This is a genomic window from Vibrio hepatarius, assembly GCF_001274785.1.
Lineage (GTDB): Bacteria > Pseudomonadota > Gammaproteobacteria > Enterobacterales > Vibrionaceae > Vibrio > Vibrio hepatarius.
In genome coordinates, this window is record NZ_LHPI01000003.1 from 167,779 (window position 1) to 183,902 (window position 16,124).

Consider the following 16,124-nt stretch of genomic DNA (forward strand, 5'->3'; position numbering starts at 1 on the left):
TAGCCTTTACTCAATATGATTTGAGTGTATAACAATTTAAGCCGAATTGCGCGAAACAATTATTGGCCGCGGTGAGTTAATACCGCATCTACCAAGCCGTATTCTACTGCTTGTTCAGCTGCCATAAAGTTGTCACGGTCGGTATCTCGCTCGATAACTTCAAGCGGTTGACCGGTGTGCTCTGCAAGCAGCTTGTTCAGTTTCTGTTTGATAGTCAGGATCTCTTGCGCATGGATCTGAATATCAGACGCTTGACCTTGGAAACCACCTAGCGGCTGGTGAATCATTACGCGAGAGTTTGGCAACACGTAACGTTTACCCGGAGCACCACCAGCAAGTAGGAATGCGCCCATTGAACACGCTTGACCCATACATACAGTGCTAACGTTTGGTTTGATGAACTGCATGGTGTCGTAGATTGACATACCTGCAGTAACGCTGCCACCTGGTGAGTTGATGTATAGGAAGATATCTTTGTCTGGATTTTCTGATTCCAAGAAAAGCAGCTGAGCCACGACAAGGTTTGCCATGTGGTCTTCAACTTGACCAGTCAAGAAAATCACTCGCTCTTTTAGAAGACGAGAGTAGATATCGTAAGAACGTTCACCGCGGGAAGTTTGTTCAACCACCATTGGTACTAGCGCGTCTAAAATTGGCGACATTGCATTTTTTTCTTGGTAGCTCATATTCTTATGTCCCTAAAATAAATGGCCCGGATGATGATAATCATACGGACCATTGTTAGCAGAATAGTTAACGTTAAGTCAACCTTCTACGCGCGAACTTGCTTATTAAGCAGCAGGTTGCTGGTTCATTAGCTCGTTGAAGCTAACTGCTTTTTCAGTAACCTGAGCTTTAGCGATGATTGCGTCGATTGCTTGCTCTTCTAGAGCAACGTTACGCATGTTGTTCATCATTTGCTCGTTCTGCTCGTAGTAAGCAATAACTTCTGATGGATCTTCGTATGCTGTCGCCATTTCTTCGATAAGTGCTTTCACTTTCTCGTCATCAGCTTTTAGCTCTTCAGACTTGATTACTTCACCAAGTAGAAGACCAACAACTACGCGACGCTTAGCTTGCTCTTCGAACAATTCACGTGGAAGCTGTGCAGCTGCTTCTGGGTTACCACCGAAGCGTTGTGCAGCTTGCTGACGTAGAGTACCGATTTCTTGGTCGATAAGTGCAGCTGGTACGTCGATTTCGTTTTCTTTAACTAGACCTTCAAGAGCTTGCTCTTTGATACGGTTCTTGATTGCTTGCTTAAGTTCGCGTTCCATGTTCTTACGAACTTCAGCTTTAAGTGCGTCAATACCGCCTTCAGTAACACCGAACTTAGCAACGAATTCGTCGTTTAGTTCTGGAAGCTCGCGAGCTTCAACTTTGTTTACTTTGATAGCGAATTTCGCAGCTTTACCTTTTAGGTTCTCTGCGTGGTAATCTTCTGGGAAAGTCACGTCGATGTCGAATTCCATACCAGCAGTCTTACCTGCGATACCGTCTTCGAAACCAGGGATCATGCGACCAGCACCCATTTCTAGAGGGAAGCCTTCTGCTTTACCGCCTTCAAACTCTTCACCGTCGATAGAACCAACGAAGTCGATGTTTACGCGCTTGCCTTCTTCAGCTGCTTCTTCAACTTCAGCCCAAGTTGCTTGTTGCTTACGTAGAGTTTCGATCATCTCTTCAACGTCTGCATCGTTAACTTCAGTTGCTGGTTTTTCAACAGTGATGTTTTCTAGGCCTTTCAGTTCTACTTCTGGGTATACTTCGAAAGTTGCAGTGAAAACTAGATCTTCACCTTCTTTGCTTTCAACTGGAGCGAAAGTTGGCGCGCCTGCTGGGTTGATTTTTTCTTTAACGATCGCTTCGATGAAGTGACGTTGCATTACTTCGCCCATCACGTCTTGACGTACTGCTTTGCCGTACATCTGTGCAACCATTTTTAGAGGCACTTTGCCTTTACGGAAACCATCGAAACGACGGTTCTTAGCGATGTTGCGTAGTTCAGCTGTTACAGCATCTTCGATGTTTGCAGCAGGAACAGTAATGTTAAGACGGCGCTCTAGGCCCTCTAGCGTTTCAACAGTAACTTGCATTATTCATTAACCTCAAAACTGGCTCAGTCTCACTGAGCTTATGTGCCCTTGCGCTAAGCGAGGACCCATCCTTGTTTGTACTCTGTGAGTACTCTTTGTAAATCGAGTATCGGAAATCGAGCAAATCGATTACCGGACTAATTAGCGATATCTTCACGAACAGTATTCGTTAAAGGTATCTCCGATTAGTCTCAAGATAAAAATTAGACGCAGCATTCTACCGACCTAGTCGATAGCTGTCGAGCCAATCCCTAGAATACCGACGGCATTCTCCTAAAAACTCATTTAATTGCTAAAAAAAACAGCAATACAGCGGATATTGCTATCAGAAATGGGGACATTAAAGGCTTTTTCAAGAGAAACTAGACTTTTTTTCGAATTAAAGAACAAAACTAGATCTAAGTCCGGTTTTATTCCTCATTTTTGTTACAGCAGCAAACACTCTTTTAACAAAAAACATTACTCTAAGCGAGTGTTGTAGTGCCAAACAGGGAATGTCATGTCACCATTTCGCAGAGCCAATCTCTATCTGCTACTTTTTTACTTGTTGTGTCTTATTCTTGGTTCTCAATCTGTCTGGAATTATCACTACCAATCGCTTCTCGATGAGCATCAAGCTCAGCTTGATCGTTTCGCCAGCAACGTTTCTTCTAAGCTGGATAAGTACGCGCACCTACCGCAATTGCTCGCCAAAGACGCCGAATTGATTGCTGCACTTAAACTTCCGGACAACCCAGCGCAAATCAACTTGACCAACCGCTACCTCGAAAACGTCAACACGATTATCCAAGCGGCGGATACCTATTTGCTCGACCGTTGGGGCAATACCATTTCCGCCAGCAACTGGAACCTGCAGCGTTCATTTGTGGGAATCAACTTTGCTTGGCGTCCTTATTTTTCAGACGCTATCGCCGGCAACGCGAGTCAATACTTCGCACTGGGTTCAACCTCAGGGCAACGCGGCTATTACTACTCCTACCCTGTGGTGTATGCAGCGGAAATCATCGGCGTCATTGTAGTGAAAATGGATCTCAGCGCGATTGAAAGTAATTGGAAGAGCAAACAGAACACGTTTGTTGCAACTGACGAGAACAATATCGTGTTCATGTCGAGTAATCCAAGTTGGCTGTTTAAGAGTTTGACGCCACTGCCCGCTGAACAACGCGACGCGATTATAGCTAGCCGCCAATATTTGGATACCGAGATAGAATCACTTGGCTTAGTTGGCTCACTTGAAGGCGTGAATAATGAACTAAGTAACCCTAAAATCGGCTGGATTCAGGGCGATTACATCGTATCTAGCCGCCAACTGGCAAACCTAGACCTGACGATTCGTGTATTGACGGAAAAAGTCACTCTGTTCTGGCTGACGGTTAGCTTTGCCATGGTAATGACACTGGTGTTTGTGATTGTATTTCTGACCTTGCAACTCACCTATCAAAGACAGCTCAAGAAGCGTCAGTTCGAGCAACTTCAGTCTGAAGCGAAACAAAAGCTCGAGTTTCTTGTAATGGAGCGAACATCTGAGTTGCACGCCGAAGTGTTAGAACGCACGCGCACGGAGCAAGCGCTGCGACACACACAAGATGAGTTGATTCAGGCAGCGAAGCTGGCGGTATTGGGCCAAATGTCCGCCAGCATAAGCCACGAGCTCAACAATCCGCTCGCCGCAATCCGAAGCTTTGCCGATAACGGGCGACGTTTTCTTGCCAAAGAGAAATACGACCGAGTCGATGATAACTTAGAACGAATCTCAAACCTGACAGACCGTATGGCTACCATCAGCAACCAGCTAAAATCGTTTACACGCAAATCTGACAGCAGTGATGTTAACGTGCTCGATCTCGCGCCAATTATCGTCTCCGCCAGAGAGTTGGTGATGCCACAACTCAAAGCGAGTCGCATTGAATTACTAGCCGATGTTCCTCATCCACTCGGTAAAGTGGAAGTGAATGCGATTCAGGTAGAACAAGTGTTGATTAACTTAATGACGAATGCTGCTCAGGCGGTGGAAGATCTGGAACAGCGGAAGGTGCAGTTGTCGACGCAAAACTTCGAAGATTCCATCGAGATCTATATTGACGACAATGGACCGGGTATTGATGCCACTAAGGCAGAGCACTTGTTTGAACCGTTCTTTACTACTAAGAAAAACGGGCTCGGACTCGGTCTCTCGATCTCACAACAAATTATAGAAACAATGAAAGGCAAGCTGACCGTAGGCCAATCTCCGCTTGGCGGTGCTCGGTTCACGATTTCGCTGCCACTCGTTAGCTCAACCGCTAATCAGAACACTAAGGACAGTTGATGGACGACGTATTTTTTATCGACGATGAAAGTGACATTCGCCTCGCGATCGAACAAAGCTTCGAGCTAGAGGAAATTTCAGCGCAGTTTTTTGCCAACGCCGAAGACGCGATGTTGGCAATCAAGCAAAAAGGTATGCCGAAAGTGGTGATTACCGACATTTGTTTACCGGGCTTATCGGGTGAAAACTTACTCTCAACGGTACTGCACCAAGATAAAGACGTACCAGTGATCTTAATTACTGGCCACGGTGATATCTCAATGGCAGTTAACGCCCTGAGAAATGGCGCGTATGATTTTATCGAAAAACCTTTTGCCATCGATCGCTTAATTGATACCACCAAACGTGCGTTGGAAAAAAGAGAACTCACGTTAGAAAACCAAGAGCTAAAACGTAGCCTCAAAGTAAGTCAGGCACTTGGGCCACGCATCATCGGTGATACGCCTGCCATTGGCGCGCTGCGCGATACCATTTTGCATATCGCCGACACTGACGCAGACATTTTGTTGTTTGGCGAAACTGGCACAGGTAAAGAGCTGTTTGCCCGCTCGATCCACGAGCAAAGTTCTCGTCGAGAAGCGAACTTTGTCGCCATCAACTGTGGCGCCGTGCCCGAGAATTTGATTGAAAGCGAGTTGTACGGACACGAGAAAGGCTCGTTTACCGGCGCCGACGCCAAACGCATCGGTAAGTTTGAACACGCACAAGGTGGCACACTGTTTTTAGATGAAATTGAGTCCATGCCGATGCAAGCGCAAATCCGCTTGCTGCGAGTGTTACAAGAACGAGTGATTGAGCGTGTCGGCTCAAATGAGCTAATTCCAGTCGATATTCGCGTTATAGCCGCGACGAAAACGGATCTGAAAAAAGCCGCCGAAGAAGGCACATTCCGCGAAGACCTCTACTATCGACTTAACGTAGTGACGTTAGACCTGCCCCCACTGCGCCAGCGTAAGGAAGATATCCCCGCGCTGTTCCACCACTTTCTCTTGGTGGCAGCGTCTCGCTACGGCAAAGCAGTGAACGCCCTACCCGATGCGGATTTACAAACGCTGATGAGCCACGATTGGCCGGGCAACGTGCGTGAGCTGCGTAATAGCGCCGAGCGATTCGTTTTGCTGGGGAATTTAGGTCATCTCAACCCTTCAGCTCGTTCGCAGATAACAACACCGCTCGCTGCCCAAGTCGCCGAGTTCGAAAAGACGCTAATTGAGCAAGCACTATCAAGTAATCATGGTCGTATCAATGAGACCTTGGAGTTGCTGCAAGTGGCAAGAAAGACGTTGTATGACAAGATGCAAAAATACGGTCTCGACAAAAATAACTACAAAGCAGATGACTAACTAGTACCTTATGATTAAATTCAACCGATTTAATTGGGTGTTCTGCAATCTCCGCCAATACTTAGAATGTGAAAGGGCGGGGGAAAGACGATGGGCGAAAAAACCAAAGTCAGAGTTATCACAGATACCATTTTAATCGATGGCATTTACCAGACGGAGTTACGTTCAGGTAACGACAGACGAAGAAATCAATGTGGGAAATGGCATTTTTATGAGAGGCGACGAGGTCTCGACCCTCGTTTCATTCCGATCAAGAAAATAGATGAGGAGGTCTAGCGACCTCCTCTTTTTTGTTTACTTGGTAATAATTTCTGGTCCCATCAGTGTGGTTGGTAACCAGGTCGATACCCAAGGCACGTAGGTAACGATGATGAGGAACAGGAACATAACCGCCACCCAAGGCAGCGCGGCTTTGACCACCTGCATCATCGACATCTTCGCCACACCCGCGGTCACGAACAAGTTCAATCCGACCGGCGGCGTGATCATGCCTATCTCCATGTTCACCACCATCATGATGCCTAGGTGAATTGGGTCGATACCGAGTGCAATCGCAATTGGGAAAACCAGCGGCGCGACGATAATCAACAGACCCGACGGCTCCATGAACTGACCACCAATCAGTAGCAATACGTTCACAACAATCAAGAAAGTAATTGGGCCTAGACCTGCAGAAAGCATCGATTCTGTGATCATTTGCGGAATGCGTTCTTCCGTCAGTACGTGCTTAAGGATTAGCGCGTTGGCGATGATGAACAGCAGCATAATGGTCAGCTTGCCTGCTTCAAACAGCGTGTGCTTAGTATCTTTATGGACAAATGCTTCTAGAACTTTCACTACCGCTGGTTTGGTGTTTTCTTTATCCGCAAATGGTCCCATATCTTTGTAGATAAAGTTTGCGATTAAGAATGAGTAAACCGCCGCAACCGCTGCCGCCTCTGTTGGGGTAAACACACCGCCGTAAATACCACCAAGGATGATAACAACCAACAGCAGACCCCAGCTCGCATCTTTTGCCGAAGCTAACATTTCACCCCAACCGACAAACGGCTGTTTTGGTAGGTTTTTCACACGCGCTGCAATGTAGATAGCGATCATCAACATTAAGCCAGCCAGTAGGCCTGGGATAACACCGCCAAGGAACATACGTCCAACAGACACATCGGTCGCCGCTGCGTACACAACCATTACGATTGACGGCGGGATAAGGATACCCAGCGTACCTGCGTTACAGATAACCCCGGCGGCAAAGTCTTTTGAGTAGCCGTTTTTGATCATACCCGCGATAACGATACTACCGATCGCCACTACGGTCGCTGGCGAAGAACCAGACAGTGCCGCAAACATCATACACGCCACAACCGATGCCATTGCCAAACCGCCACGGAACCAGCCGACCATCGCAATAGCGAAACGAATAATACGCTTTGCCACACCACCCGTAGACATAAAGCTAGAAGCAAGGATGAAAAATGGAATTGCTAAAAGTGTGTAGTGGCCTTCAAAAGCATTAAATAAAGTCTGTGCAACCGACGCAAGAGACGCGTCTGAGTGCCACATCAAAAATAGAATACTGGATAAACCAAGTGATACAGCAATCGGCACGCCCACGAGCATGAAGCCAATTACCATCACGAATAACAATAAAATATCCATGGGTTAGCTCTCCTTATTCTTATTGTTATCAGAACTGTTGTCGTTGTCTTGACTGCTTTGTTTTGGCTCCATTGCCTCACCCGCGTCTTTAAGCTCTTCTTTTAGTGCTTCGAGTTCTTCTTCCGCTTCATGACCTGAAATCATTCGGTCCAGCTTGCCTGTCAAAATCTGATACGCGATCTGAGCAAAACGGAATGTTAGCAGCGCCATACCAATTGGCAGTGCCATATAAGGGATAAAACGAGGGAGCTTCTCGTAACGCTCACCTTCATTGAGCCAATCCGCCATAAACTGCAACATTTCTGGCATAGGAATATCGTCGGTTTCGTACCAAGCACGCTCGGTTGCAAACGGATACCAGTAATTCCATGAACCAATCAGAAGCAAGATTGAAAACGTCAAACAACACGCTACCGCAATCAGGGCATAGATCTTTCTCAGACCTTCTGGAGCCATGTTGATTACGACGTCGACCCCAATGTGAAAGTGTTTCTTCACACCGTATGACGCACCAACCAGTACCATCCAAGCAAAGAGGAATACGGTTAGCTCAAGAGCCCAAAGAATGTTGTCGTTGAATAGATAACGCATAACGACGTTGACAAAAGTCAGCATCGTCATCGTGCCGAGGAAGAAAGCGATAAGGGTTTCTTCAACCTTGTCGGTAAACTGTCCGACTTTCGCAAAAAATGACTGTTCCATGTGATACATCGCTCGAATCAGGTGAGTTTGGCTCCCGAGTCACGGGAGCCGTTTATACCAATCCAGATAGGTATTCGTTATTTTTGGTTTGACGCTAGCGCCGCATCGATCAAGTCTGAACCAATGTCTTTTTCAAACTTGTTCCATACTGGCTTAAGCGCAGTCACCCACTCTTGACGCTGTTCAGGTGTGAGTTCACGAACCACACCACCCGCTTCGATTACGTATTGTTTGTTTTGCTTCTCAACACGGTTCGATTCAGCGTTACGAGTGTCAGTCACTTCTTGAAGGATGGTTGCAAACTGGTCACGAACGTCTGCTGGTAGGCTGTCCCACCACTTGGTTGAAGTCACGACTAGGTAATCCAAAATACCGTGGTTGGTTTCAGTGATACCGTCTTGTACTTCGAAGAACTTCTTGCCGTAGATGTTTGACCAAGTATTTTCCTGACCGTCGATAACTTTAGTTTGTAGACCGCCGTACACCTCAGCAAACGACATTTTCTGCGGGTTTGCGCCAAGCTGTTCAAACTGAGCAACCAACACATCAGACGCTTGTACGCGGAACTTCAGACCTTTCGCGTCTTCAGGATGAATCAACGGCTTGCTCGCTGAGATTTGCTTCATACCGTTGTGCCAGAATTCCAAACCACGGATACCACGACGGTTCATCGCGTTTTTCAGTTTTTCACCCGCGTCTGAACTTTGGAAACGGTCAACCGCATCTACGTCATCAAAAAGGAAAGGAAGGTCAAAAATGCGGAACTTTTTGGTGAATTTCTCAAACTTAGAGAGAGATGGTGCAGCAAGTTGTACGTCGCCGTTTAACATCGCTTCAAGCACTTTGTCATCATCGTATAGAGTTGAGTTAGGGAAAACCTGCATACAAGCTTTACCGTTCATCTCTTCATTAACGCGCTTCTCTAGTAAAGAAGCCGCAATCCCTTTCGGGTGTTTATCTGTGTTTGTTACGTGGCTGAACTTGATGACTGTTTCACCTGGGTCACAGTTCGCAGCAGCGTTAAAACTTGTGACAGCAAGAATAGAAGCAGATAGTAGGGTTAAAGGCTTTAGCATTATCGTTCTCCTTAGTAAATGAACAACCCCATCACTGGGCGTTGATGCATTTATAAGGGCAATAACTAAGCCAAGTTTTATCCTGACCGTTTAGTCCATTAAAATCATAAGGTTATGCTTGGCGTTAAAACTGATAAATTACTAAGCTCACAGAATTTTTTTCAAAATGGGTAGAAAACCACCCATACGTTTTTAGCAAATGGGTGAATTTACACATATTTAACATTTGCAAGACATAGATAAAACAAATGGCAGCGATTACGCTGCCATTTGTCCTTTAGCTAATACTCTCTTGAGAGCCTTGTTTGTTGTTTGAAGGTAGCCTAGTGAAACTCGATACGTTGTTCCGTCGACGCATCAAAAAACACCGCTTTGGATAAGTCAAAGTGCAGTGGCGCAACCTGACCAACTTTAACGTCAAACTCTGGCGACAAACGACATGCGACTTCTTGGTCGTTGACCTTAATCATCGCAATTGTATCAGGCCCTGTTGGCTCAAGAACTTCAAGCTGCAGGTCGAGTTTTGTCGTCGCGGCGGAATCTTGGTTCTCACTGTCGGTAATGTGTTCCGGACGCAGACCAATCACGATCTCTTTACCGTCTTGCTCCCTCATCGAAGCTGGCAACTTAATGTGATGCTCTTGCGCATTACTGCCTCTGACTTTGATCACCGGATTTTGCTGTTCATCAAGGTCAACCATAGTTTTAATGAAGTTCATCGATGGTGAGCCCATAAAACCTGCAACAAACATATTATTCGGCTTGTTGTATATTTCCTGTGGCGTACCAAGTTGCTGTAATTCGCCATCTTTCATCACCGCAATGCGATCCGCCAGTGTCATCGCTTCAATCTGATCGTGTGTTACGTACACAATCGTCGTATTCAGTTGCTGGTGAAGACGCTTGATTTGATGACGCATTTCAACCCGCAACTTGGCATCTAGATTCGAAAGTGGTTCGTCGAACAGATACAGCTTCGGGCGTCTGGCTAACGCACGTCCCATCGCAACACGCTGGCGCTGACCACCTGACAATTGCGAAGGTTTACGCTCAAGCAGATGGTCAATCTGCAACATTTCCGCCACGCGCTCTACTTCCGCATCGATCGCCTCTTTCGCCATTTTACGAATCTTAAGACCGAACTCGATGTTACCCCGCACCGTCATGTTTGGGTACAACGCGTAAGACTGAAACACCATCGCAATGTCACGGTCTTTCGGTTCGACATTTGACACGTTGTTACCATCAATCACAATGTCCCCAGAGCTGATATTTTCCAATCCAGCGATGGTGTTCATTAGTGTTGATTTACCGCAACCTGACGGGCCAACCAAGATAAGAAACTCACCAGAATCAATACTGATATCAATACCTTTTAAAGTCTCTTGCTCCGCTTTTGGATAGGTTTTACGGATTTGTTTAAGTTCGAGTGTTGCCATGATAATTATCCTTTTACCGATCCAGCCGTGAGGCCGCGAACAAAGTATTTTCCTGCTAATACATAAACGAACAACGTTGGTAGCGCCGCGATGATCGCCGCAGCCATATCGACGTTGTACTCTTTCACGCCAGTACTGGTGTTGACAAGATTGTTCAATGCGACCGTGATTGGCTGCGTTTCAGAACCTGAATACACCACGCCAAACAAGAAGTCGTTCCAAATCGCGGTAAACTGCCAGATCACCGTCACCATGATGATCGGCGTCGAAATGGGTAACAGTATTTTGAAGAAGATGGTAAAGAAGCCCGCACCGTCCAACTTAGCGGCTTTGACCAATTCATCCGGAATACTGATGTAGAAGTTACGGAAAAACAGGGTCGTAAACGCCATACCATAGATGACATGAACAATGACTAAGCCAGTAGTGGTGTTTGCCAAACCTAACTTGCCGAGTACCGCCGCCATTGGCAATAAGATCACCTGAAACGGGATAAAACAGCCAAATAACAGCAAGCTAAAGAACAAGTTCGAGCCACGGAATTGCCATTTGGTCACAACGTAACCATTAAATGCGCCCAACAAGGTTGAGATTGCTACGGCTGGGATCACCATTTGGAACGAGTTCCAGAAATACCCTTTTACCCCTTCACACTTCACGCCAGTACAAGCGCTGTCCCACGCTTTATGCCAAGCATCGAACACCCACTCGGTTGGTAAACTCATCAAGTTGCCCGCTTTGATGTCAGGCAGTGTTTTGAATGAGGTAATCACCATCACAAACAGCGGCATTAGGTAAAATAGGCAGAAGAACACCAGCGTCGCATAGATAAACAATCGAGAGAAATTCACACTACGCATCATGATTTTTTCTCCCTAAGCTCAGAGTACAAATAAGGCACGAGGATCGCCAGAATACCCGCTAACATCATCACCGCACTCGCCGCACCCAAACCAATTTGACCGCGCGTAAAAGAGTGCGCGTACATAAACAGCGCCGGCAAATCCGAAGAGTAACCAGGGCCGCCAGCTGTCATCGCTGTAACTAAGTCAAAACTCTTAATAGCGATGTGTGACGTGATGATCACCGAGCTAAAGAATACTGGGCGTAAGCAAGGCATGATAATGCGCCAGTAGATGGTTGGCAGACTCGCACCATCGATTTGCGCCGCTTTGATAATGGACGAATCAATCCCGCGTAAGCCAGCGAGAAACATCGCCATCACAAAGCCGGAAGATTGCCAAACCGCGGCGATGACCAAGGTGTAAACCGACATCTCTGAGTTCACCAACCAGTCAAATTTGAAGTCAGTAAACCCCCAGTCTTGCACCAGTTTTTCGATACCGAGGCCCGGGTTGAGAATCCACTTCCACGCGGTACCCGTGACGATAAACGACAACGCCATCGGATAGAGATAAACGGTTCGAATCGCGCCTTCTTGGCGAATATTTTGATCGAGTAATATCGCTAAACCAACCCCCAAGCCAATGGCGATAAGCATAAACAGCAAGCCGAAGATGCCGAGGTTAGTAATTGAAGTGATCCAACGGTCGTTTTCCATCAACTTCTCATATTGAGCAAAGCCAACAAAGTTGAAACTTGGTAGAAAACGCGAGTTGGTCAATGACAGTGCCGCCGTCCAGAAAATGTAACCGTAAATACATATCACGGTGACCAAGACGGTCGGGGCAAGGACTATTTTCGGTAACCAGTGTTGCAGTCTGTCGGCAAAACTGGGTTTCGCGCGCGACTTATTTGGATACCGATTTACAACGTGCTCCATAACGAATCCTTACGTCTTAAAGGAAAGGGCATACAGGCTCCCCACAAGCCCGTACGCCCTTTGGGGTGTGACCAGTCTTGACGGATTAGATCGCTGCTTTCACTGCTTTCGCAAGTTTTTGCGCTGCTTGTTTCGGATCCGCGTTGTCATCGTTAAAGAAGTTGGTGACTACATCAAAGATTGCACCTTGTGCATAGCTTGTTGTAGACAGGCCGTGCGCCATACTCGGTACTAAGTCACCCGATTTCGCGCTGGCTTTGAAAGTATCCATAGAATCCAGCGCACACTGGTCAAACTTCGCCATATCCATATCTAGACGGACTGGGATTGAACCTTTGTTGAGGTTGAACACTTCTTGGAACTCTTTGGTTAGGATAGTGCGCGCTAGGTCTTGCTGCGCTTTTTGATTTTCAGCATCGCTCAGCTCGAAAAATGCGAAACTGTCGATGTTGAATGTAAATTGGCCAGCTGTACCCGGCGCAGGCGCACAGATGTAATCTTTACCCGGCATTTTACCCGCTGCGGTAAACTCACCTTTCGCCCAGTCACCCATGATTTGCATTGCTGCTTCACCATTGATCACCATCGACGTCGCGACGTTCCAATCACGCCCCGGAGAGTTCGCATCAATGTAGTCACGTAGTTTTTTAAATTTAGTGAACACTTCAACCATCTTGTCGCCAGACAATACGTCCATATCTAAATCAACAAACGCTTTGTTGTAGTCTTCGCTACCGAGTACATCGAGTGCAACCGCTTCGAATACGGTCGCGTCTTGCCATGGCTGACCACCGTGAGCGAGCGGGATAAAGCCAGCGGCTTTGATTTTGTCTGCCGCGGCAAAGAACTCATCCATTGTGGTTGGCAACTCAACGCCTGCTTTTTTCAGCACTTCTGGGTTCGCCCATATCCAGTTTACGCGGTGAACGTTAACGGGCACTGCAACGTACTCACCGTTGTACTTCATGACTTTGGTGACCACTGATGGCAGGATGTCGTCCCACTTCTCTTGCTTTGCGGTGCTATCTAGCGAAGTCAGGAAGCCTAAACTACCCCACTCCTGAATATCGTGTCCTTTGATTTGCGCCGCCGAAGGTGGGTTACCTGAAACTGCGCGCGTTTTCAGTACCGTCATGGCAGACTCACCGCCACCACCAGCAACCGCGAAATCTTTCCAAGTGTGATTCTGTTGCTCGAGCATATCTTTTAGTACAGCAGCAGATTTTGCTTCACCGCCGGCTGTCCACCAGTGCAACACTTCAACTTCACCTGCATTTGCAAAGTTTGCTGCAGACAAAAGGGAGAGAGTAAGTAGGGTTTTATTTAGTTTCATTATTATCTTCCGTGTATTGGATTAGACATTCAGGTCGACCGCTTAATGACCCCAAGCGTTCTTGCTTGAACTAAAGTGAGTCTATCCAATGCGGAAATTTAGATTGAAACAAAGCGTAATCGTAATGTAACACAGTTGTTACATTACACCTCAAGTAGAGAAGAAACAAAGACTTGCACTCTCAACCCCTTGTTAGGCAAGTTGTCAATAATGAGATCTCCGCCGTGTCCGTGCAGGATATTGCGGCAAATCCCCAGCCCAAGACCGTTCCCTTGGTCATCGTCTGCCAATCGATAGTAAGGCTCAAACACCGCTTCTAGTTGTTCTTCCGGAATCCCCGGACCTTGGTCGCAGATGACAATCTTCACCCAGTCGGCGTCACAAGTCAGCGTGATCTCTGCTTTTTCACCGTACTTCACCGCATTTTCGACCAAATTACCGATCACACGTTTGATCGCGAGTGGTTTGGCAACAATCGACTCAATATGACTTGCGCTAAATTGCACCCGTGTTTTCGGTTGATTGTACGGTTCAATCACACTGGCAATGACTTCGTTGAGGTCCACATAGGCGTTATTTTCATGCAGGTCGGTATCTCGTACACATTGCAGCGCCCCTTTGACCATCATTTCCAGATCGTCTAAATCACGGTTAAATTTTTCGCGCTTTGTATCATTTTCCAGCAACTCCGCTCGCAAGCGAAGCCGGGTGATTGGAGTTTTTAAATCGTGTGAGATCGCTGAAAATAGATGTTCGCGATCGGCAACATAATGGCGAATACGCTGTTGCATGCGGTTAAAAGCGCGAGTCGCGGTGATAAGCTCACTCGCTCCCTCTTCTTTTATTGGTGCTTGCTCAATATCCATACTCATTTCATTGGCGGCTTTTGCTAACCGTTTCAGCGGCTTAACCTGCCTTTTCATCAGTAAGTAAGTCAGTATCAACAGGATGGTTGTGGAAAAAATCAAGAATAGAATTTGCTCACGACCAATCAAGGTATCATCGAGGTCAACATAAGGCGCCGGTAATAAAGCCGCGATATACAACCACTCGTTAGTCGCCAACTCAAGCTGAACCACCAATACTGGCGGGTCAATCGGGCTTAGGGTCAACGTATGATGAGCCCAAGATTTAGGCAAGTCGCTGAGGTAAATGTCGTTTTTTAATAGGCGTAGATTTTCCGGTAAAGAGAAGTCGACCAAAATGGTATCCACTTTGGGCAATTTCTTGTGGAGCACTTCTTCGATTGCTTCAATCGAGGCGAGTTTGAGCGGCGTATCTTCAATCGGCTCTACAATCAATTGTTCTTTGTTAAACGATACAAAAAAGCGCGTTCCGCCCATATTGCGGATCTGGTCGAGCACAATATGGCGGTATCTCACAGGCAGTGATTGAAAGAATGTGACGGTCGAAGAGAACATGTTTGCCATGCTTTGTGACGCATCGCGAATACCCGCCAGCTCTTTGTGTTTTGACTCGCTGTACCAGATCGTGGTCGCTACGCCTTGCGCCAAAATCACCGCCAGTAAGGTCAACCCTAAAGTACGATTAACCAGTGAATTAGGCTTAAACCGTTTGAACCACCGCCAAGGACTACTCATAACTCACTGGCACCGCAAGTAAATAGCCATTCCCCCGCATTGTCTTAATGTAATGCGGATATTTAGCGCTATCCCCCAAACGTTGACGCAAGCGGCTCAATTGAACATCAATGCCACGCTCAAATGGCAACGACTCTCGGCCACGAGTGGCAAACGAAATCGTATCGCGGTCAAGAATCTGATTAGGACGTTTGAGAAATAGCATCAAAAGTGAAAAATCACTGCCTGACAAGTCATGAGATTGTTGGGTTTCTTGGTGGGTAATTCGGTGCGAGAGGGTATCTAAGCACCAATCGCCAAAGCGAATCGACTTGGCGGTTAAGCTATTGGTAGGTTCTTCTTTCGCGACGTTCACTCGACGCAGTACCGCTTTGATTCGAGCATTTAGGTGTCGAGGGTTAAACGGTTTGGCGAGATAATCGTCCGCACCAATTTCTAAACCGATGATTTGGTCGGTATCGTCCGAAACCGCCGTCAACATAATAATTGGCGTTGATGAGGTTCGACGCACAGCTTGGCATAGTGAGAAGCCGTCTTCACCGGGCAACATCACATCGAGCAGAATCAAGTCTGGAAACCCATTCTGCTCAAGGTGAAGTTTCATTTGTTCACCATCATTCACGGTATTGACGACATATCCTTGTTTTGTCAGATACTCTTCAAGCAACTCACAAATTTCTTGATCGTCATCGACGACGAGAACTCTAGCTGACATTTTTTATCCAAGTATTACTAATTACACCTACCACCAGTGTAATCCGCGCAAATTTTCGCGATCAGTGGATAT

General features: G+C 46.7%; 13 protein-coding genes. 2 read left to right on the top strand and 11 right to left on the bottom strand.

Annotated elements, in window-relative coordinates; genetic code table 11:
• Positions 1-59 precede the first annotated feature (59 nt).
• Positions 60-686, bottom strand: coding sequence for an ATP-dependent Clp endopeptidase proteolytic subunit ClpP (gene clpP, locus AKJ31_RS06085; RefSeq protein ID WP_053408213.1), 627 nt, complete (start codon positions 684-686; stop codon positions 60-62).
• Positions 687-791: 105 nt separating this feature from the next.
• The gene (gene tig / locus AKJ31_RS06090; RefSeq protein WP_053408214.1) at positions 792-2,096 is read right to left on the bottom strand and encodes a trigger factor; all 1,305 of its coding nucleotides are present in this window, start codon (positions 2,094-2,096) and stop codon (positions 792-794) included.
• 499 nt (positions 2,097-2,595) lie between these two features.
• Between tig and AKJ31_RS06095 the strand changes: the two genes are divergently transcribed.
• Together AKJ31_RS06095 and AKJ31_RS06100 are read left to right on the top strand one after the other, a co-directional pair.
• Positions 2,596-4,404, top strand: a complete 1,809-nt coding sequence (locus tag AKJ31_RS06095; RefSeq protein ID WP_053408215.1) for an ATP-binding protein — start codon at positions 2,596-2,598, stop codon at positions 4,402-4,404.
• Entirely contained in the window at positions 4,404-5,747 is a 1,344-nt protein-coding gene (locus AKJ31_RS06100) for a sigma-54-dependent transcriptional regulator (protein ID WP_053408216.1), read from the top strand. Before AKJ31_RS06095 ends, AKJ31_RS06100 begins: the two co-directional genes overlap by 1 nt.
• 294 nt (positions 5,748-6,041) lie before the next feature.
• Here AKJ31_RS06100 and AKJ31_RS06110 read toward each other — a convergent pair whose 3' ends face one another.
• The 9 genes from AKJ31_RS06110 to AKJ31_RS06150 all read right to left on the bottom strand — a co-directional run bounded on the left by AKJ31_RS06110 (position 6,042) and on the right by AKJ31_RS06150 (position 16,052).
• Positions 6,042-7,403, bottom strand: a complete 1,362-nt coding sequence (locus AKJ31_RS06110) for a TRAP transporter large permease (protein WP_053408218.1) — start codon at positions 7,401-7,403, stop codon at positions 6,042-6,044.
• Positions 7,404-7,406: 3 nt separating this feature from the next.
• Positions 7,407-8,105, bottom strand: coding sequence for a TRAP transporter small permease (locus AKJ31_RS06115; protein WP_053408219.1), 699 nt, complete (start codon positions 8,103-8,105; stop codon positions 7,407-7,409).
• A gap of 77 nt (positions 8,106-8,182) precedes the next feature.
• Positions 8,183-9,181 (bottom strand): TRAP transporter substrate-binding protein, encoded by a 999-nt coding sequence (locus AKJ31_RS06120; protein WP_053408220.1) that lies wholly within the window; start codon positions 9,179-9,181, stop codon positions 8,183-8,185.
• 323 nt (positions 9,182-9,504) lie between these two features.
• The gene (locus tag AKJ31_RS06125; RefSeq protein WP_053408221.1) at positions 9,505-10,620 is read right to left on the bottom strand and encodes an ABC transporter ATP-binding protein; all 1,116 of its coding nucleotides are present in this window, start codon (positions 10,618-10,620) and stop codon (positions 9,505-9,507) included.
• A gap of 5 nt (positions 10,621-10,625) precedes the next feature.
• Positions 10,626-11,483 carry a carbohydrate ABC transporter permease gene (locus tag AKJ31_RS06130; protein ID WP_053408222.1) on the bottom strand — a complete coding sequence of 286 codons (858 nt, stop codon included), beginning with the start codon at positions 11,481-11,483 and terminating at the stop codon, positions 10,626-10,628.
• Entirely contained in the window at positions 11,480-12,403 is a 924-nt protein-coding gene (locus AKJ31_RS06135; RefSeq protein ID WP_053408223.1) for a carbohydrate ABC transporter permease, read from the bottom strand. The genes AKJ31_RS06130 and AKJ31_RS06135 overlap by 4 nt, the downstream gene beginning before the upstream one ends.
• Positions 12,404-12,488: 85 nt before the next feature.
• The gene (locus AKJ31_RS06140; RefSeq protein WP_053408224.1) at positions 12,489-13,736 is read right to left on the bottom strand and encodes an ABC transporter substrate-binding protein; all 1,248 of its coding nucleotides are present in this window, start codon (positions 13,734-13,736) and stop codon (positions 12,489-12,491) included.
• A gap of 143 nt (positions 13,737-13,879) precedes the next feature.
• The gene (locus AKJ31_RS06145) at positions 13,880-15,337 is read right to left on the bottom strand and encodes an ATP-binding protein (protein WP_053408225.1); all 1,458 of its coding nucleotides are present in this window, start codon (positions 15,335-15,337) and stop codon (positions 13,880-13,882) included.
• A complete protein-coding gene (locus AKJ31_RS06150) occupies positions 15,330-16,052 on the bottom strand; it encodes a response regulator (RefSeq protein WP_053408226.1) in 723 nt (240 codons plus the stop codon). The genes AKJ31_RS06145 and AKJ31_RS06150 overlap by 8 nt, the downstream gene beginning before the upstream one ends.
• Positions 16,053-16,124 lie beyond the last annotated feature (72 nt).